Annotated in this window: 16 protein-coding genes and 1 pseudogene; 5 read left to right on the top strand and 12 right to left on the bottom strand. The window is 63.9% G+C overall.

The window, feature by feature from the left end:
• Positions 1 to 43: 43 nt before the first annotated feature.
• The 11 genes from N181_RS22020 to N181_RS21970 form a co-directional block, all read right to left on the bottom strand.
• On the bottom strand, positions 44 to 478 hold the full coding sequence (locus N181_RS22020) for a hypothetical protein (RefSeq protein WP_192936360.1): 435 nt from the start codon (positions 476 to 478) through the stop codon (positions 44 to 46).
• Between the two features lie 25 nt (positions 479 to 503).
• The gene (gene iolD / locus N181_RS22015) at positions 504 to 2,345 is read right to left on the bottom strand and encodes a 3D-(3,5/4)-trihydroxycyclohexane-1,2-dione acylhydrolase (decyclizing) (protein ID WP_014329377.1); all 1,842 of its coding nucleotides are present in this window, start codon (positions 2,343 to 2,345) and stop codon (positions 504 to 506) included.
• Entirely contained in the window at positions 2,342 to 4,255 is a 1,914-nt protein-coding gene (locus N181_RS22010) for a bifunctional 5-dehydro-2-deoxygluconokinase/5-dehydro-2-deoxyphosphogluconate aldolase (RefSeq protein WP_014329378.1), read from the bottom strand. Before N181_RS22010 ends, iolD begins: the two co-directional genes overlap by 4 nt.
• A gap of 172 nt (positions 4,256 to 4,427) precedes the next feature.
• A complete protein-coding gene (locus N181_RS22005) occupies positions 4,428 to 5,369 on the bottom strand; it encodes a sugar phosphate isomerase/epimerase family protein (protein ID WP_037399741.1) in 942 nt (313 codons plus the stop codon).
• 79 nt (positions 5,370 to 5,448) lie between these two features.
• Entirely contained in the window at positions 5,449 to 6,621 is a 1,173-nt protein-coding gene (locus tag N181_RS22000) for a Gfo/Idh/MocA family protein (protein ID WP_037399738.1), read from the bottom strand.
• A 59-nt stretch (positions 6,622 to 6,680) separates the two neighbouring features.
• Entirely contained in the window at positions 6,681 to 7,703 is a 1,023-nt protein-coding gene (locus N181_RS21995; RefSeq protein ID WP_037399736.1) for a Gfo/Idh/MocA family oxidoreductase, read from the bottom strand.
• The gene (locus tag N181_RS21990; RefSeq protein ID WP_037399734.1) at positions 7,700 to 8,605 is read right to left on the bottom strand and encodes a sugar phosphate isomerase/epimerase family protein; all 906 of its coding nucleotides are present in this window, start codon (positions 8,603 to 8,605) and stop codon (positions 7,700 to 7,702) included. The genes N181_RS21995 and N181_RS21990 overlap by 4 nt, the downstream gene beginning before the upstream one ends.
• A 105-nt stretch (positions 8,606 to 8,710) precedes the next feature.
• Entirely contained in the window at positions 8,711 to 9,532 is an 822-nt protein-coding gene (locus N181_RS21985; protein ID WP_037399752.1) for an ATP-binding cassette domain-containing protein, read from the bottom strand.
• 9 nt (positions 9,533 to 9,541) lie between these two features.
• Positions 9,542 to 10,540 carry an ABC transporter permease gene (locus N181_RS21980; RefSeq protein WP_037399732.1) on the bottom strand — a complete coding sequence of 333 codons (999 nt, stop codon included), beginning with the start codon at positions 10,538 to 10,540 and terminating at the stop codon, positions 9,542 to 9,544.
• Between the two features lie 10 nt (positions 10,541 to 10,550).
• Complete coding sequence (locus N181_RS21975; protein ID WP_080577720.1) at positions 10,551 to 11,597, bottom strand: ABC transporter permease; 1,047 nt, start codon at positions 11,595 to 11,597, stop codon at positions 10,551 to 10,553.
• A 107-nt stretch (positions 11,598 to 11,704) separates the two neighbouring features.
• Positions 11,705 to 12,685, bottom strand: a complete 981-nt coding sequence (locus N181_RS21970; protein WP_037399730.1) for a sugar ABC transporter substrate-binding protein — start codon at positions 12,683 to 12,685, stop codon at positions 11,705 to 11,707.
• Positions 12,686 to 12,849: 164 nt separating this feature from the next.
• On the opposite strand from N181_RS21970, the pseudogene N181_RS32180 reads away from it, so the two are divergent.
• A pseudogene (locus tag N181_RS32180) lies at positions 12,850 to 13,886 on the top strand (LacI family DNA-binding transcriptional regulator).
• Between the two features lie 64 nt (positions 13,887 to 13,950).
• On the opposite strand, the gene N181_RS21955 reads toward N181_RS32180, so the two are convergent.
• Positions 13,951 to 16,011, bottom strand: a complete 2,061-nt coding sequence (locus tag N181_RS21955; RefSeq protein WP_037399723.1) for a 3-hydroxyacyl-CoA dehydrogenase NAD-binding domain-containing protein — start codon at positions 16,009 to 16,011, stop codon at positions 13,951 to 13,953.
• A 241-nt stretch (positions 16,012 to 16,252) separates the two neighbouring features.
• On the opposite strand from N181_RS21955, the gene paaG reads away from it, so the two are divergent.
• From paaG to N181_RS21935, 4 genes are all read left to right on the top strand, one after another.
• Positions 16,253 to 17,044 carry a 2-(1,2-epoxy-1,2-dihydrophenyl)acetyl-CoA isomerase PaaG gene (gene paaG, locus N181_RS21950; RefSeq protein WP_014329389.1) on the top strand — a complete coding sequence of 264 codons (792 nt, stop codon included), beginning with the start codon at positions 16,253 to 16,255 and terminating at the stop codon, positions 17,042 to 17,044.
• Entirely contained in the window at positions 17,041 to 17,511 is a 471-nt protein-coding gene (paaI, locus tag N181_RS21945) for a hydroxyphenylacetyl-CoA thioesterase PaaI (protein ID WP_014329390.1), read from the top strand. Before paaG ends, paaI begins: the two co-directional genes overlap by 4 nt.
• A gap of 59 nt (positions 17,512 to 17,570) precedes the next feature.
• Complete coding sequence (gene paaK / locus N181_RS21940) at positions 17,571 to 18,881, top strand: phenylacetate--CoA ligase PaaK (RefSeq protein ID WP_014329391.1); 1,311 nt, start codon at positions 17,571 to 17,573, stop codon at positions 18,879 to 18,881.
• A gap of 96 nt (positions 18,882 to 18,977) precedes the next feature.
• Positions 18,978 to 19,574 (top strand): TetR/AcrR family transcriptional regulator, encoded by a 597-nt coding sequence (locus N181_RS21935; protein WP_014329392.1) that lies wholly within the window; start codon positions 18,978 to 18,980, stop codon positions 19,572 to 19,574.
• Positions 19,575 to 19,600: the final 26 nt, after the last annotated feature.

The raw sequence follows: 19,600 nt of genomic DNA, 5'->3' as shown, positions 1-19,600 counted from the left end.
CCTGCAGGGAATCCCATCAGATTCAGTCAAGCAATGAAACGCTCTAGGCGAGAGCCGACCGAGCCTCGATATACTCGAACGAGCGGGCGATATCCTCTGCCAGCGTGGAACTTTCTTGAACGGTCGAAGCGGTGCATTCGAAGGAGAATGCACCTCCGTATCCGGCGTCGAGAAAGGCTTCGATCTGGGTTAACGTGTCGCAGCGATCCCGTTCATCGACGAGAATGCGGTGTGCATCAAGCCGCTCGTCCAGCGGCGGAAGCGGGTCGGAGATTCCCGAGATATGCACGAGCGCCGTGTAGTCGGGGAAGATCGGGCCCCCGCCGGCAATCGCATCCTGGAATGTGTCATGCACCAGCTTGAATTTCGCTGGACCGCCTACCGCTTCGATTGCCTCGACAAGCTCGGCCTTGTCCTTGAGCGACGAAGTTGAAAATCCGATGGGTTCTATGAGGGCCAGGACATTGCCTCCGTGCAACACAGATCGACCATATCGCTCTTCCTCAATCGAACGTCCGCTGCTCGGCAGCATTCTGATTGTAGTGCGCGCGGGCGCGTTCAAGCCGCTCAGGTCCGCCGGCTTGGGGAACGGCGACGTCCCACCAGTGGCCGCCCGCACCGGTGCCCGGTACGGCGTCCGTGTCGATGACGATGACGCTCGGGATTTTCCGCCCACGCGCCACGACGATCCGCGCCTCGAGCTCGGCAATCGAGCCCACCTTCTCGGCATGCGCACCCATTGCCGCAGCATGAGCGACGAAGTCGATCTCCGGCTGCACTTCGACGTTGGAATCCTTGTACATGTTGTTGAACTCGGCCCCGCCGCATTCGATCTGGAGCCGGTTGATGCAACCGTAGCCGCGGTTGTCGGTGAGCACGACGGTGAACGGCACGCGTCGCATCACGGCAGTGGCAAGCTCCGAATTCGCCATCATATAGGAGCCGTCGCCGACAAAGCAGATCACCTCCTTGTCCGGGCGGGCGAGCTTGATGCCCATGGCCCCCGCCACCTCGTAGCCCATGCAGGAATAGCCGTATTCCATGTGGTAGCCACCCGCGGCCGCCTGCCAGAGCACCTGCAGCGCGCCGGGCATCGTGCCGGCCGCGCACATGACCACTGTGTTTTCGGTTGCCACCCGCTGCACCGCGCCGATCACCTGCACGTCCGACGGCAGATTGCCCACTCCGTCTGCCTCCGGCGCCGCCGTCACGCGTGTAACCGCCGCATGCCAATCAAGACGGCTTTGCGCGTCGAAAGCTGGCGCGCGGTGCTCACCGAGCGCCGCGCTCAGCTGCCCGAGCGTGACTTTGGCATCGCCCACACAGGGCAGAGCCCCGTGCTTCGTCGCGTCATAGCCGGCAAGGTTGATCGACACGAGCCGGCGGGCGGCGTTGCGGAAGAGCGCCCAGCTGCCGGTGGTAAAATCCTGGAAGCGGGTTCCCACGCCGATCACCAGGTCGGCGTCGGCGCAGAGCGCATTGGCCGAGGCCGAGCCCGTCACCCCGGGTGAGCCGAAGTTCAGCGGGTGGTCCCAACTATTCGCTCCCTTTCCCGCCTGCGTCTCGACGAACGGAATGTTGTGCGCCTCGGCAAAGGCGACGAGATCCGCCTCGGCCTGAGAATAGATCACCCCGCCACCCGAGATGATCACCGGGCGTTTCGATTCGCGGATCACTTCGGCGAGGTCCGCGACCTCGCGCGGATCGGGCTCGGGGCGGCGGATGCGCCAGACCCTCGGCTCGAAGAATGCCTCCGGATAGTCATAGGCCTCGGCCTGCACGTCCTGGCAGAAGGCGAGCGTGACCGGGCCGCAAATGGCCGGATCGGTCATCGTCGCGAGCGCCCGCGGCAGGCAGGTCAAGAGATGTTCGGGCCGCATGATCCGGTCGAAATAGGCCGAGACCGGGCGGAAGCAGTCGTTCGCGCTGACCGTCGCGTCGCCGAAGTCCTCCACCTGCTGCAGCACCGGATCGGGGCGGCGGTTGGCGAACACGTCCCCCGGAATGAAGAGCACCGGCAGCCGGTTCACATGGGCCAGCGTGCAGGCGGTCACCATGTTCGTGGCGCCGGGGCCGATGGAGGAGGTCACGGCCTGGGCGCGCGTGCGCTTCAATGTCTTCGCATAGGCGATCGCGGCATGGGCCATCGTCTGCTCGTTCTGCCCACGCCAGGTCGGCAGCGCGTCGCCGATGCCGTGCAGCGCTTCGCCGATCCCGGCCACATTGCCATGGCCGAAGATCGCCCAGACGCCGTCGATGAAGCGTTCGCCCTCCTCGGTCATTTGCACCGAGAGCCATTTGACCATGGCTTGCGCAGCCGTCAGCCGGATCGTCTTGATGGTCATGCTGCTTCCTCCTGCGCGGATGTCCGCGCCTCGTCCCAGATCGCGCAAAGACGCGCGTATCTGGCAACCATCTCTTCTACTGCACCCTCGTCGCTCTGCCGTCCCTCGAACCAGTCACGTGCGACCGAGCCGAAAATCGTGCGACCGACTGCGAAGCCCTTGACGAGCGGGAAGCGCGCCGCGACCTCGAAACTCGCCTTGAGCACCGTTTCCGGCGCGTCGAGACCCAGGACGACGATGCCGCGCGTGTAGGGGTCGTGTTCCTCGATGGCGGCGCAGACGCTCGCCCAGGCGCTTGCCTCTTCCATCGGCTCCAGTTTCCACCAGTCGGGATAGATGTCTTCTGCGTAAAAGCGCTGGATCAGCGTGGCGACGGTGTCGGATGCGACAGGCCCCACCTTGGAGGGAATGATTTCCAGCAGGAATTCCAGCTTGTTGCGACGCGCGGCGGTAAAGAGCCGCCTCACCTCCGCCAGCTGCGTCGCCCACAATGCCGCGTCGTCGTCGGGATGGCAGAAACACAGCACCTTGACCACGTTCTCGCGCGCCCATTCGGAGAGCCCGCCGCAATCGGGGCCAAGCGCCGGCTCGAGCGTCAGGGGCCGCGAGCCGGGCCATTCGCAGGGTCGGCCGATCCAGAGGCCTGTGCCGGAGGCGGCATGCAGCGCACGCCGCCCGATCCGGTCGTCGCAGAGGATGCCGTAGCCGGGGCGGCCGTTCTGGACGCGGAGCGCCGCATCGAGGCAGAGCTCCTTGAACGCTCCGCCCTTGGAGGGCGTGTAGCCTGCCAGCGACTCGAGTTGCATCCGGTGGTCGAAGGCGAAGACCCGCATTTCCGGCCAGTCGCCATGCCTGTTGGTTGACCAATGAACCTGTTCCAGTTCAGCGTCGTTCCTGAGATCAGCCCGCACCATGCCGCGCTTCAGGAAGAAGTTCAGTTCTTCAAGCGACGGATAGGCCGGCGTGCAGCCGTGGCGCGACACCGCGAAGGCCCCGCAGGCGTTCGCGTATTTGAGCGCAGTGGACCAGTCCTTACCGTCGAGCCAGCCTTTCAGGAGCCCCGAAAAGAAGCCGTCGCCTGCTCCCAGCACATTGAAAACCTCGACGGGGAAGCCCTCGCCGGAGAGGCCGTCGTCGAGGCTGTCCGGGATCGGCCCCTCGAAGGCGACGGCGCCCTTCGCACCGCGCTTGCAGACGAGTGTGGCCGCCGAGACAGCGCGAACGGCGCGCAATGCGTCGACCGTGTCGGTCGTCCCGCCTGCAATGTGAAACTCTTCCTCTGTTCCGACGATCAGGTCGAAAAAATGCAGCGTGGCCTGCAGCTTCGCCGTCACCGCCTGGCTCTCGACGAACCGGCTCTCGCCGTCATTATGCCCTGCGACGCCCCAGAGGTTCGGGCGGTAGTCGATATCGAGCGCGGTCTTTGCCCCGTGCTTGCGGGCAAGGGTAAGCGCCTTGATGACGGCGGCCTCGGTGCGCGCGTGCGACAAATGGGTGCCGGTCACCAGCACGGAGCGTGCCGACGCAATGAACTCCTCGTCGATGTCCTCTTCTGAGAGCGCCATGTCGGCGCAATTCTCGCGGTAGAAAATGAGCGGAAAGCGCTCCTCGTCGCGGATGCCGAGGACGACGAGTGCTGTCAGCCGCTCGGGATCGGTCGCAACACCGCGCGTCTCGACTCCGTGCCGCTGAAGCTCCTCGCGGATGAACCGCCCCATATGTTCGTCGCCGACCCGGGTGATGAGCGCCGACTTGAGGCCCAGACGCGCCGTCCCGCAGGCGATGTTGGTGGGGCTGCCGCCGATATACTTCTCGAAGGATCCCATATCCTCGAGGCGTCCTCCGACCTGCGCCCCATAGAGGTCAACCCCCGCGCGCCCGATCGTGATAACGTCCAATGATTTGGTCATACCCTGTCCTCAAAATGCGTTTCAAGGAACGCCCAGTCCCGCCCGCGGGCTCGCCGGAGCCCGCTGTTCAGCAATCCCGTTCCGTTCGATAGCGATCTAGCCGCCCTAGCCACGCTCGTTGCGCGGCGCCAGGACGGTGGCACGGGCAGTCGCCTGCCCGTGCCAGAGGCTCTCAGCGGCTGATCGTTGCCTGGAGCGCGTCGATGGAGGACTGGATACCGGCCTCCGTCGACATGGTGAAATCTTCCATCTCGAGGCTGACCCAGCCGTTGTAGCCGCACATGCGGACGACCGAGAAGAACTCCTTCCACCACTGCAGATCACGGCCCGCGCCGACGGCGACATAGTTCCAGCTGCGATTGGCGACGTCGGTGACCTCCTTCAATTCGAGAAGGCCGTTCACATCCGCAAGGCCCCGCTCGATACGGGTGTCCTTGCCGTGGCAATGGTGGATCGCGTTGCCGAGCGCCCGAGCAGACGCGATCGGATCGGCGCCCATCCACATCAGATGCGAGGGATCGAGGTTCATGCCGACCATCGGGCCCACCTCGTTGCGCAGGCGGAAAAGCGTCTCGGGATTCCAGACGAGCATGGCCGAGAAGTTTTCCAGCGCGTATTTTTCGACGCCGGCCTCCTTGGCGAGCTTCACCAGGTCGTGCCACAGCGGAAACGCACGCTCTTCCCATTGGTAACGGTCGCGCTCAGGCATCTCGTCGGGCCAGCTCTTGGTATAGACGAGCCAGTTCGGCACCATGTCGCCGGGTGCTGCTTCCGGCAGGCCGGACATCGTCACGATGGTTTTGATGCCGATTTCGCCAGCGAGGCGGATCGTTTGCTCCATTTCCTTGCGGTGACGCTTGCCCATTGCACCCGGATCCAGTGGGTTGGCCGAGCAATTGAGCGCCGCGATCTTCAGCCCGCGCGCTTCGATTTCCTTGAGCTTGGTCCTTAAGAGCGCCTTGTCGGCCAGCAACTCGTCGGCCCGGAAATGCGGCGCGCGGGACCAGCCGCCACCGGTCATTTCGATGCCTTCGACGCCGAGCTTGACGCATTTGTCGAGCATGTCCGTGAAAGACAGGTCGCCCATCACATCAGTGCAGATAGAAAGTCTCATTGGTTCATCTTTCGTTGAGAAGAGAGTGCGGGGCGCGCCGCGGGAGGAGTCGGGAGGAAGACGGCGCGCCCCTGCCGGGTCACTCGAAGTCGACCCAGGCGGAACCTGCGTCGGCCGAACGGACGCAGTTTTCCAACCAGCGTACGCCTTCAGTGCCGGCCTTTATGCCCGGATAGTGGTGCGTCTTCAGGAAGGCTTCATCGCCGCGGTTCTTCGCGTCGATCGCCTGGGCGATCCACAGGTAGATGTTCGACCAGCTGTCGCCGAGACCTTCGGTATGCAGCGCACCCATGCGGTCGACCGCAAGGCTTTCTTCCTCGAGATAGGGCATGCCGTGATGCAGCGTGCGGTTCGGCTCACCCTGCACTTCGTAGATCAACTGATCGGGATGGCTGTCGGTCCATTCGACGGAGGCCTTCGAACCGACGAAACGGTAGCGCTGGCTTCCCATGTTGCCGGCGTTCACCGAAGAAACCCACAGACGCCCCCGCGCGCCGTTGTCGTAGTGCATGAGCACCGTGGCATGGTCTTCCAGCGGCGCGCGCGTCGGGATGAACGCCTTGCGGTCGCAGAGCAGCTTGTCGATCTTCATATGCGGCAGGACGATCTCGGACAGGTAGTAGAGATGCGTGCCGATATCGCCGAGAACGAAGGTCGGGCCGGCGGTCTTGGGATTGGTGCGCCACTTCACCGCCTCGCCGGCGCCGACATCGTCGCCCGAGTTGAAGCCATGGGTATATTGCATGTCGACGATGCGGATATCGCCGAGCATGCCCTTCTTCACCATGGCCGCCATCTGATGAACCAGCGGATGACCGGTAAAGCCGTAGGTGACGCCGACGATCAGGCCCTTCTCATTGGCGAGCTTTTCGATCTCCTCGCATTCGGCGACGGTGAAGAAGAGCGGCTTTTCGCAGATGACGTGCAGCCCCGCCTCGAGGCAGGCCTTGGTGATCTCGTAATGGGTGAAGTTCGGCGTGGCGATCGAGACGACTTCGACGCCGTCCTCACGCGCCGTTTCCCTGGCGATCAGTTCCTTGTAGTCGGCATAGCAGCGGTCTGCCTCGACGCCGAGTTTCACGCCGAAATCCCGGCCCCGCTCGGCGTCGAGGTCGAAGGCGCCGCACACCAGTCGATAGGTGCCGTCACGCAGCGCCCCGGTGCGGTGCTTGTAGCCCACCTGGCCGGTGCGGCCGCCGCCGACCATGCCCCAGCGCAGCGGGCGTTCGATAAGTCGTTCTCCATTCAGCATTGCTTGAACCTTTCAGGCATGTTGTCTTTTGACTGTCGGGGAGTGACCGGAAACGTGAGCTACCGGGCCGCCTCCAATGTCGTGCCGTAGAGCGAAGGACGCTGGCTCATGCGGACCGGCTCGAGTGCGCCGCTTTCCGCCGCGCGCAGCGCCGCATCCGCGACCAGCGTGGCCGCATAGCCGTCCCAGGTGGAGGGGCCGGTCGCCGTCCCCTGCCCCGCCGCGGCTATCCACTCGCGGAACTCCTGGTCATAGGCCTCGATGAAGCGTTCACGCCAATCCACGGGTACCAGCTGGCGCACCCCATGGATGTCGCGGATGACGGTTGCCGGACGAAGCGGCAGGCTTGCCGTGCCCTCCTCGCAACTCACCTCGCCGCGAATATCGTAGCCGTACGCGATGTTTACCGAGATCTCGACATCGACCAGCGCCCCGGAGCCCATATGCAGAAGCACCACCACCGGATCGCGCAGGTCGCTGCCGCGACGCGAGCGCCGAGGCACGCGGACCTCGACCCCGGTTACCTCGTCGTTCAGAAGCCAGCGCGAAATGTCGGCGTCATGGACGAGCGTGTCGTTGAGCGGCATATCCGAGGTGTAGAGTCCCTCGGGAACGGATGCATTGCGGTGGGTCGAGTGGAACATCAGCGGCGCACCGAGCATGCCGGTGCCCAGCGTCGCCTTGAGGCGGCGATAGTCGACGTCGAAGCGGCGCATGAAGCCCACCTGGACCAGGCGTCGGCCGAACGCCACCTCGGCCTCCATCACCCTGAGCGCTGCGGCCGCGGTGGTGACCAGCGGCTTTTCGCAGAAGACCGGCTTGCCGGCGGCGATGCAGTCGAGAAGCTGCTCCTCATGGGCGGGACCCCAGGAGCAGATCACCACCGCCTCGACCGTCTCCGACCGGATCAGATCGCCCGCCGTAGCGAAGACCGTGGCTCCTTCAGGCGCAACCGCGGCAGCGCGAGCCCCGTCGATATCGCTCACCGCGACGACTTCGACGGCCGAGAGCACCTGGGTCAGGCGGCGGATGTGGTCCTGACCGATCATGCCCGTGCCGATGACACCGACTCTAAGGGTCATTTCGCCCCCCAGTACTTGTCGATGTAGCGCTGCATCTCGGTACGCATGAAGGTGCCGGAATGATCCGCCTTGTCTTCCCAGGCGAAGACGCAGGCGGTCATGATGCCGTCGAAGCCCACTTCGGCCAGCGTGGCGAAGAAGTCATCCCAGGGAACTTCCCCCTGCCCGATATTCAGATGCTGATGCACGCGCGCCTGCGTACCCGGGGGGTTGAGAATATAGCGCAGGCCTGAAGAGGCTTTGTGGTTGAAGGTGTCGCCTACGTGAACGTGGGCGAGCACATCGGCGGCCTCGCGCAGCATCGCCTTGGTGTCGTCACCGAAGTAGAAGGTATGCGGCGCGCAGTAGAGGAACTTGACGTTCTTCGAATTCACGGTGCGGATGATGTCGAGGGCCGGCTGCAGCGTCTCGCACCAATCTTCAGGATGGGGCTCGACATGCAGGTTGATGCCTTCCTTCTCGAAGACCGGCACCAGTTCCTCCATCGAGCGCCACCAGGCGTCTTCGCAGGCCTCGATCATCGAGCCGGTGTGGCAGCAGTAGCATGAGCCCTTGTCGGGGTGCGGACCGCGACCGAACTCCGAGTTCATCGTGTCGACGCCCAGTTCGACGGCGATCTCGATGGCCCGTTTCCAGTGTTTCACCGCCGCCTGCCGCTCGGCCTCGTCATTTGAGGCCCAGCGATACATGGGGAGCAGCGAGGCGATGCCGACATTGGCGTCGGAAAGCGCCTTCTTGAACGACTTCACCCGATTGGGGAAAACGCGCGGCGCCTTGAACCATTCGAGGAAATCGCCGCGAGGCGAAAGCTCGATCCAATCGTAGCCGAGTTCCTTGACCTTGCTGGGCAACTTCTCAAGCGAGAGATGCCGATGCATGAACGGGTCGAGTGCAATCTTCATTTTGACCTCCAGATTCCGGACGCAATTCTCCCTCCTCCGACGGCGGCCCTTTCAGGTGCTGTCGAAGCCGGCGTTGCGCGACTTCGTTTGTGGTGCCGTCAGCGATTACTGGGCTGGCGGCGGCTGCCCCTCGTGGCTTGCCATGTAGGTTTCGATTTGAGCCTCGAGGCCCGCCATGGTTTCCCCGCCCGCCATCAGGTCGGTAATCTCCTCACGGGTCTTTTCGCCCCTGCGGAAATCAGCGGCGATCGCCCCGCGGATGAGCACGGCGAAGTGATCACCCACCGCCATCGCGTGCATGACCTGATGGGTGATGAAGATCACCGCCAGACCGCGCCGCTTCGCCTCGTTGACGATCCTGAGCACATGCGCCGCCTGCTTCACGCCGAGTGCAGCGGTCGGCTCGTCAAGGATCAGCACACGGGCGCCAAAGTGCACGGCTCGGGCAATCGCAAGCGACTGGCGTTCGCCGCCGGAGAGCCCTCCGACAAGACGATCACCGTCGTCGATGCGGGTGATGCCGAAGTTCTGCACGGCCCTGACGGCAATCTCGTTGGCCGTCTTGCGGTCATAGACCTTGAACGGTCCCCAGCCCTTGGTCGGTTCGACGCCGACGAAGAAGGAGCGGCCGATCGACATCAGCGGAAAGGTGCCGCCGAATTGATGCACCGTCGAGATGCCCTTTTCCTGCGCCTCGCGCGGCCCGCTGAATTCGACGGGCTGGCCGTCCATCAGAATGGTGCCGCGCGTCGGCTTGTGTACCCCGGCAAGCGTCTTGATGAGCGTCGACTTGCCGGCGCCGTTGTCGCCGAGCAGGCAGAGCACCTCGCCGGCACGGACCTTCAGCGAGATGCCATGCAGCACATCGATCGGACCGAAGCTCTTGTCGACGTTTTGCAGTTCAAGGATCGGAGTATTGTCAGACATGGTGAACACTCACTTCTTTCTCTTCGGCACGAAGCTCAGCGCCATCTGCCGGAAGGTATTGTTCATCAGGACGGCGGCCATGAGCATCACGCCGATAATGAGGTTGGACCAGTTGCGGTCGATGTCGGTGAAATAGATGCCCTGGCTGACGACAGCGAAGGTCAGCGCGCCGAGGAATATCCCGGCAACCGAACCGAAGCCGCCGGTGAGCAGCACCCCGCCCACGACAATCGAGACGATCGTGTTGAAGATGTAGTTCATGCCGCCCGAGACCTGCGCCGAGTTGAACAGGATCGCCCCGCACATTCCGACGAAGGAAGCGGCCGTGCTCGACAGAACAAAGAGGCCGATCTTGAGCCGCTTGGTCGGGATCCCCGCATTGCGGGCGCTGACCTCGTCTCCTCCCATCGCGAAGATCCAGTTGCCGTAGCGCGTCGCGTGGAGAACGAAACCGAAGACCACCGTCAGCGCGAACCACCACAGGATGATCACCTGGAATTTGCCGTTGATGAGTTGGCCAAAGATCACTTTGGCCCAGGCCGGCGCGTCGAGCGGAACCGAGGCGCCCCCGGTGAGAAGGACGGATCCCGCCAGGACGAGACCCTGCACCGCAACCAAGGTGCCCAGCGTGATGATCAGCGAGGGCACGCTCGTGCGCACCGCCAGGAAACCGTTCATCAACCCCACCAGAACGCCGAAGGTGAGCGCCCCGAGCATGCCGATCACGATCGGCAAGTCGTAATAGCCCGACAGGATGGCGATCGACATCGAGCCCGCCGGGATCATCGCGCCGATCGAGATGTCAAGTTCGCCAGCGATCATCAGCAGGCCGACGGGCAAGGCGACGATACCGAGATTGGCCGCGAAATTGACCCAGCTTGCAGCGCCGAAGAGCGAGCCCAGGCTCACGCCACCGAAGACTACATAGAAGGCGATTACCGCGACGAAGCTCAACACGGCCCCGAATTCCGGGCGGCGTACAAATTGTCCAATGGAAAAACTATTCATTTCTCCGCCCTCACTTCTTCTTCGCTGCGTAGGACATCGCCATCAGCCGGAACTTGTCGTTCATCATCACGGCGAGCAGCAGGAGCGCACCGATAATGATGCTGCCAAGGTTCGGGTCGATGCCGGTGAAATAGATGCCCTGGTTGACGATCGCGAAGGTGAGCGTACCGAGGACAATGCCCACCACCGACCCGGCGCCGCCGGTCAGAAGCACACCGCCAATGACCACGCACATGATCGAATTGAAGATGAACGATTGCCCCGCGAGCACCTGCGCACTTTGGTAGACGAGCACCTGGCTGACGCCGACGAAGGCAGCAGAGAAGCCCGACAGCATGTAGAGCGCGACGGTCAATTTGGCCGTCGGAATACCGGCGTTGCGGGCCGAGACCTTGTCGCCGCCGAGGGCGAAGATCCAGTTGCCCACGGGCAAAACGTGCAGCAGGTAGAAGAACGCGGCCACGAACAGGAGCCACCAGAAGATCGTCACTTGAAACATGCCGCCGACAAAATCGCCGAGGATCGCCTTGACGGTAGGGCTCGGCACGAGCGACACGCCGGTGCTGCCGGCGATGAGCACGGTGAAGCCCAGCGTCAGGCCCATGACGGCGAACATCGAGCCGATGGTGACGATCAAGGAGGGCACCCCGGTCCGATTGACCATGTAGCCATTAAGAAATCCGACGAAAAGCCCGACGCCCAGACCGGCGGAAATCCCGACGATCTCGGGAAGGCCGTAGTGGCCGGAGATGATGGCGACCGTCAGGGATGACGCCGGAATCACCGCGCCGATCGACAGGTCCATTTCTCCCGCGATCATCAAGAGCCCAATTGGAAGTGCGACGATGCCGATCTCGGCGGCGACGTTGAGCCAGCTCGCATAACCGGCGGAAGAGAGGAAGGCCTGGCCGCCCACCAGGGCGAAGAAGACGAACACCGCGATCAAGCCGAGGAGCGACCCGGCTTCGGGCCGACGGGAAAGCTGACCGATGGTCGCTTTAATATTCTGGCCACCCGAAGGAACCGACGAGGCATGGACACTGTTTGTCGTGTTCATTTGAATACCACCAATGAAGCCGAAGGACCGGTGACGGCCGACGCTATTGGAAGACTGGAAGCTGCCTGCCTGGACGACAGGCAGCTTCCGCGAGGTTCAGCCGAGGCTTAGCGGGCGCCTGCCTTCACGCCCTCCAGGGTGGCATCGACGTTCGATTTGTCGATCACGCCGGGACCGGTCAGGATTTCCCGGGTTGGTACCGTAAGGCCGTAGTTGACTTTGCCGTTCAGGATCGAGACCGCCAGATAGCCCTGCAGGTAACCCTGCTGGTCGATCGCGCAGAGCTGGGTGCCGCTCTTGATGTTGTTCAGGATCGTTTCGTCCATGTTCATGCCGCAAACATGGACCTGGCCCTGCTTGCCGGCCTGCGTCACACCGTTGACCGCCGAGTTTGTGTCGACGTTGCCAATGGCGAAGACGGCCTTGATGTCCGGGTTCTGCAGCAGGTGCGCTTTCAGGGCCTGCGCCACGGCCGTCGCCGAGCCGAAGGAGGTTGCCGGCAGCGGCAGAGCCGAGGCGACGCCGCCACCTTCGGTGACCCCGTCGATCATGCCTTTGCAGAAGGCTTCGATGTTCGCCGCGCCGGGTAGCGTGTTGAGGCAGACGGCGTTTTTCAGGTCCTTCTTGGCGAAGTAGGTGCCCGCTGCCTTGCCGGACAGGTAGTCGTTGGACCCGACATAGTTCATCGCGCCCAGGCGGTCGGCAGCTTCAATGCCGCCGGCGTTGTAGATGACCAGCGGAATACCGGCATCGACGACCTGCTTGAATGCCGGATCCATGGCCTCCGGCACCCAGTCCGGGCCAACAATCGCGTCGGCGCCCTGGTCGATGGCCTGACGGATCAGTTCAGCCGCATCGACCCCGAGGTTGTCGTAGTTCTGCGGCCCGAGCCAGGTTACCGATCCGCCCTGCGCCTCCACGACCTTGCCGGCATCCTCGGCACCGCGCTTCACGATCGACCAGAATGGATCGTCCGGCTTGCCGCCTACAACGAAGATGTTAGCTCCGTCAGCCATGGCCGAAGACACGCCCATGACCAGAGCAACGCCCGTCAAGAGCCCGCACAGAGCACGTTTCGTAAAACTCATCTGTATTCCTCCCTAGAGTTGCGGTCGAGATAACATCTCCTCAAGAAGGCACTCGGCCCGCTGGAATGTTTGTATCAAACGGCTCACCTGGTTGGAATACTTGTTGCACTATTTGGAAATTTTTGTATCATTTAATTTCATTCGATTTTGGTGTGAAAAGTATCATGAAGAAACGACCGACCATTGCCGATCTCGCCGAGGCGTCCGGCGTCAGCATCTCGACGGTCAACCGGATCCTCGGCGGTTCGGGCTCGGTCCGCGCCGACACAATCGAGAGAGTGCAGAATGCGGCGGAAGAGATCGGATTTTACGGGCTCGGCGTCATCGAGGACCGAAAGAGGCGCGCGCTGCCGAGCTACCGCTTCGGCTTTCTCCTTCAACAGTCGACACGCGAACTGTACCGGCTGTTCGGCGCCAAGATCATCGAGGCGGCCGCCAGAAGGCAGCATGAGAAGATCGAGCCCTTGGTGGATTTCGTCGATCTTCTCGAGCCCCAGAATATCGCCGATCGCCTGGAGGTGCTCGGCAGGCGGTGCGACGCGGTTGCCATCATCGCCGGCGACCACCCGCTGATAAGCCAGACGATCCATTCCCTCAGAGTCCGGGGCAAGCCCGTCGTTGCTTACGTCACGGATCAATCCGCGCCGGACAGGGCGGGTTATGTCGGCACAGACAACTGGAAGCTCGGCCGGACCGCAGCATGGTTTCTCGCGCAGACGACCTGTACCCCCGGTCGTGTGGCGGTCTTCATCGGAAATCACCGCTATCAGTTCAGGACATTTCAGACGCAAGCTTCCGGTCCTACATACGAGAGCACGCGCCGCATCTGAAGATGGACGACAGCCGTCCGACGCACGAGGAGCCGCAAGAAGCCTACCGGATCGTGACCGAGTTGCTCTCGGGGCTGGATGATCTCAGAGGTATCTATATTGCGGGGGGCGGCATCTCGGGCGTTTTGCGCGCCCTGCGCGAAGCTCCGGAGGAAAAGCGAAAAAAGGTAAGGATCGTCTGTCGCGACATTGGCCCGGAAACCCGCAAGGGATTGACTGAAGGGCTGATCACGGCGGCTCTCTGCCATCCCCTTGACCAAACTTCGGACGAATTGATCGCGACGATGGTCGCCTCGTTGGAACACCGCAACAGCACCACGATCCTGCAACGCGTCGTTCCCTTCGAGATCATCACTCCCGAGAGCGTGTAGCCGAAACTCCCGCTTCCGGGTCATGCCGGCCTTTCTCCCGGACCACCCGCACGGTCTTGGCGCCTCAGAGCGAGGCGTCGGCGAAGCCGCCGTGCCGCGCGGCCTCGAGCAGCAGGTCGCAAGGCGGATCGGCCAGCCCCTCGTTCGCAAGCGCGCCCAGCGCGTCGACGACCTTATCGAGGCCATGGGCCTGCGCATAGTGCATCGGCCCGCCGCGCCAGCGCGGAAAACCGTAGCCGTGGATTTTCACGAGGTCGATATCGGACGCCCGGAGCGCCGTGCCGTCCGCAAGGATTCTTGCCCCCTCGTTGACCATCGGCCAAAGGATGCAGTCGGCGATGGCGTCCTCATGCCACTCCAGCCGAGGCCAGTCCTTCGCCTCTTCGGCGATGATCGCCGCGACAAAATCCGAAGGCCGCGGCGTCCGGTCGCCGGGCTCGTAATCATACCAGCCACCGCCGCTCTTCTGCCCGAAGCGCTCGGCCGCTGAGAGGCGATCGGCGATCGGCGCGAAGGACGTCTCGCCGCGCGCGCGAGCCGCCTTGCGCTGGAACGCCGCGATGTCGAGCCCGCCGAGGTCCTGCGCCTCGAACGGTCCCATCGGCAGACCGAAAGCGCGCATGGCGGAATCGACGGCCGCAGGCGTGGCGCCCGAGAGCAACAGCCGCTCGGCCTGAGCCCGGGTCACCTTGAGGATGCGGTTGCCGATGAAGCCGTCGCAAATGCCGGCGCGCACCGGAATCTTGTTGAGCGTCCGCGCGAGCCCGAAGCCGGCCGCGACCACCTCCGGCGCGGTCGCCTTCGTCGGTACGATTTCCAACAGCTTCATCACCTGTGCCGGGCTGAAGAAATGCAAGCCCAGGAAGCGGTCCGGCCGGCTGATGCCCTCCGCGATCCGCTCCGGGTCGAGATACGAGGTGTTCGTTGCCAGCACGGTATCGGCACGGCAGACCGTGGCGAGCCGTCGAAAGACGTCCCGCTTCACGTCCAGATCCTCGAAGACGGCTTCGACGACCAGATCGACGTCGGCGAGTGCCGCGTAATCCGTCGTGCCGATGACGCCCGCCATCCGCTCGGCAGCCACCTCAATGGAAATGCGGCCGCGCTTTGCCGCACCGTCGAAGATGGCGCGCAGATTGGCAAGGCCGCGTTCGACCGCGCCATCATCGCGCTCGACCAGAACGACCGGCAGACCGGCATCGCTGAGCGCCGCGGCAATGCCGGCGCCCATCGTGCCGCCGCCGATCACCGCCGCCGAACGGATCGTGCGTGGCGTTATCCCGGCAAGCTCCGGCGGACGCGTCGCCGCCCGCTCGGCGAAGAACACATGGCGAAGGGCGGCGGCCTGCGCTGAGCCGCGCAGCGCCAGGAAGGTTTCGCGCTCGAAGGCGATCGCCGTTTCGAAGTCCGTCTCGGCCGCGCGACGCACGCAGGCAAGCGCCCTAAGCGGCGCCTCCTCCCGTTTTGCACGGGCAGCGGTCGTCTTTGCCGCCGCCTCCCAGAAGCCCGCGGGCGGTGCCGCGACGGGGCGATCGCGAAGCGCGTCCGGCAGGGGCCGATCGCGAACAGTGCGTGCGAAGGCCACGGCGCCGGCGACGAGATCGTCCTCGATCACTGCGTCGACCAGTCCAGCCTCACAGGCCGTGCGCGCGCCGATCGGCGCTCCCGTGGTGACCATGTCGACCGCCGTCTCGACTCCGGCGAGCCGCGGCAGGCGGACCGTTCCGCCGGCGCCCGGCACGAGGCCGAGGCGGACCTCCGGCAGTCCGACGCTTGCCGAGGCAACCGCGACGCGAAAGCGGCAGCCGAGCGCCACTTCGAAACCGCCGCCGAGCGCGCTGCCATGGATCGCCGCCACCCAGGGCTTTCTCGCCCGCTCGATCCGCGCGACGAGATCGGGCAGATGCGGCGGCATCGGCGGCTTGCCGAATTCGCCGACATCGGCCCCGGCGATGAAGGTGCGCCCGGCGCACGTCAGCACCACCGCCTTCACCGACGCCTCGGCGTCGAGTGCCTCGACCGCGTCGAGAAGACCCTGGCGCACGGCCTGCGACAGCGCATTGACGGGCGGATTGTCGATGGTGACGACGGCAACCTCGCCACGCTGTTCGATGCTGACGGTCATGTTCGGATTCCCCGATCGACTACTCGGATCATATCAGCATCCCTCCCAAGATGGCCCGCCCGGCCAAGTCTTTACCCTCTCGGACAGGCAAATCCGGTAGCCGGGAGGCTACCGAGCGCTGCCGATCTTATCGCTCGCTCATGCCAGCCCTCCCCCGCAGTCGCATTTATCATTGACTGACCGGTCGGTTTATGCAAGGGTTTTTTGCGGCCGCGGCTCGATCTGGCGGCAGGGAGGGAACATGTCCGAATCCGACACCGTCCTGTCGGCGCTTGCAGACGGCGTGCTGCGCCTGACGCTCAACCGTCCCGACAAGCTGAACGCCTTCAACGAGGAAATGCATCGCGCGCTGCGCGCCGGCCTCGAACGCGCCCATGCGGACGAAAACGTCCGCGCCGTTTTGTTGACGGGCGCCGGGCGCGGTTTCTGCGCCGGCCAGGACCTCGGCGATCGCGACCCCCGCAATGGTGGCACGCCCGACCTCGGCCATACGATCGAGACTTTCTACAATCCGCTGCTGCGGCTGATCCGCAGCCTGGAGAAACCGGTCGTCTGCGCCGTCAACGGCGTTGCCGCGGGCGCCGGCGCCAACATCGCCTTCGCCTGCGACATCACGCTTGCGGCCCGCTCGGCCCGTTTCATCCAGGCCTTCGCGAAGATCGGCCTGGTGCCCGATTCCGGCGGAACATGGAGCCTGTCGCGGCTCATCGGCGAAGCCCGCGCCAAGGCATTGGCGCTGACCGCGGAACCGCTCGACGCGGAGACGGCGGCAAGCTGGGGCTTGATCTGGCGCACCGTCGACGATGCGGCGCTGATGGACGAGGCGACCGCTCTTGCGGCACGGCTCGCTGCCGGGCCGACCAAAGGGCTCGGGCTGACGAAGCGGGCGATCCACGCGGCCGCCACCAATTCCCTCGACGAACAACTCGACCTCGAACGCGACCTGCAGCGCGAAGCCGGCTGCAGTGCCGACTATGCCGAGGGCGTGGCGGCTTTCCTGGAGAAGCGCAAACCGGAGTTCAAGGGCCGATGATGGACTCCGCAAGGTTGACCGCCGATGAACTGGCCGATGCCTGTGCCCGTGTCATGTGGGACGACGACCAAGCGTCCCAGCGGCTTGGCATGGCGCTTGATCGGATCGCACCGGGCGAGGCGACCCTGTCGATGACGATCGCGCCAGAGATGACCAATGGCCATGGCACTTGCCATGGCGGCTACATCTTTACCCTCGCCGATTCCGCCTTTGCCTTCGCCTGCAACAGCTACAACCAACGCGCCGTCGCCCAGCACTGCTCGATCACCTACATCGCCCCCGCCTTCGAGGGCGACCGGCTGACGGCCAACGCCCGCGAGATCTCGCGGCGCGGCCGCGGCGGCATCTACGATATCCGCGTCACCAACCAGCGCGGCGAACCTATCGCCGAGTTCCGCGGCCATTCGCGGACGGTCAAGGGCAACCACGTGCCGCTGGAGGAGATCCCTCAGTCAGACATCGAATGATCGAAAACCCCCTCTGGCCTGCCAGAGGGGGCAGTGCCCAAAACCGGAGGAGATATTTGATGGAAGACCTCTCGCCCCGTCGCGGCGATCTCGAGCCGATCGAAACCGCATCGCGCGACGAGATCGCCTCGCTCCAGCTGCAGCGCATGAAGTGGTCGCTCAACCATGCCTATGAGAACTCGCCCTTCTACCGCGCCCGCTTCGATGACGCCGGCGTGCATCCGTCCGACCTGAAGACGCTCGCCGATCTTTCGAAATTTCCGTTCACCACCAAGCAGGATCTGCGCGACACCTATCCCTTCGGCATGTTCGCCGTTCCGCGCGAGAAGATCTGCCGCATTCATGCCTCGTCGGGGACCACCGGCAAGCCGACCGTCGTCGGCTATACGCTGAACGATGTCGATACCTGGGCGACGGTCGTTGCCCGCTCCATCCGCGCCTCCGGCGGCAGGCCGGGCGACATCGTCCACGTGTCCTATGGCTATGGCCTCTTCACCGGCGGGCTCGGAGCGCATTATGGCGCCGAAAGGCTCGGCTGCACCGTCGTGCCGATCTCCGGCGGCATGACCGAACGGCAGGTGACGCTGATCGCCGACTTCAAGCCGCGCATCATCATGGTCACCCCGTCCTACATGCTCTCCATCCTCGACGAATTCCGTCGCCAGGGAAAGGACCCGCGCCACAGCTCGCTGGCCGTCGGCATCTTCGGCGCCGAACCCTGGACCAACGCCATGCGCGAGGAGATCGAGCAGGCCTTCGACATGCATGCGGTCGATATCTACGGACTTTCGGAGGTGATCGGGCCGGGCGTCGCCAATGAATGCGTCGAAACGAAAGATGGGCTGCATGTCTGGGAGGACCACTTCTACCCGGAAATCATCGATCCGGAGACCGGCGAAGTCCTGCCCGACGGCGAGATGGGCGAACTGGTCTTCACGACCCTCACCAAGGAAGGTCTGCCGATGATCCGCTACCGCACCCGCGACCTGACGAGGCTTCTCCCCGGCACGGCGCGCTCGATGCGTCGCCTCGAGAAGATTACCGGCCGCTCGGACGACATGATGATCCTGCGCGGCGTCAACGTCTTCCCGACCCAGATCGAGGAGCAGATCCTCAAATGCAGCGGCCTGGCGCCGCATTTCCAGATCGAGCTGACCCGCTCCGGGCGCATGGACGACATGACGGTCCATGTCGAATGCACATTGGAAGCAGCCGATGAAGCGGCCCGAGCGGGGTCGGCAAAGGAACTCGCCCACCATATCAAGAGCGTCGTCGGCGTCAGCACGACGATCACGATACATGATCCGGGCGGCGTTGCCCGCTCGGAGGGAAAGGCGAAACGGGTGGTCGACAACCGGCCGAAGGAATGAGCGCCGGACGGACGGTCTTGGACGTTCTTTGCGGGAGGACTTTACGGTCCTCCCTTATTCGTGGAATTGAACAGGTACAGAGTTAGCAGGATCAACATGGCACGAACGCGCGCAATCGATTTTGAGGAAAAACAGCGTGGCATTCTGGCGAGCGCCGCCGCGGTCTTCGCCGAGATGGGCATGGAAAAGGCCTCGATGGCGCAGATCGCCGCGCACAGCAACGTCTCCAAGGCCCTGCTCTATCATTACTATCCGAGCAAGGATGCGCTGATTTTCGACATCGTCCGCACCCATCTGGCCGAGCTCGACGCGGCAATTGAAGCTGCCGACCGACCCGAGCTGGCTCCCGGGGAGCGGTTGCGCCTGCTGGTGCGCCAGGTCCTCGAAAACTACCGCGATGCCGACGACCAGCACAAGGTTCAATTGAACGGTACGAGCGCGCTTTCGCCGGAGCAGATGGCGGAGGTCCATGCCATCGAGCGGCGCATCGTCAAGCGATTCTCAAGCGTTCTCAACGACATCAATCCGGACCTCAACAAGGATCGGCCGCTCTTGATGCCGGTCACCATGTCGCTCTTCGGCATGATGAACTGGGTCTATATGTGGTTCCGGCCAGACGGCCCGATCAGCCGCGACGAATATGCCGACGTCGCCACGACACTGATTCTTGAAGGTATCAAGGCGGTACGCTGATCTTGGACTTAACCGGTGCGAGGGAC

The sequence above is a fragment of the Sinorhizobium fredii USDA 205 genome, from assembly GCF_001461695.1.
In the GTDB taxonomy this organism is placed as follows: Bacteria; Pseudomonadota; Alphaproteobacteria; order Rhizobiales; family Rhizobiaceae; genus Sinorhizobium; species Sinorhizobium fredii.
Note: the sequence above shows the minus strand (reverse complement) of the source record. Positions and strands in the feature narration are given on the sequence as shown.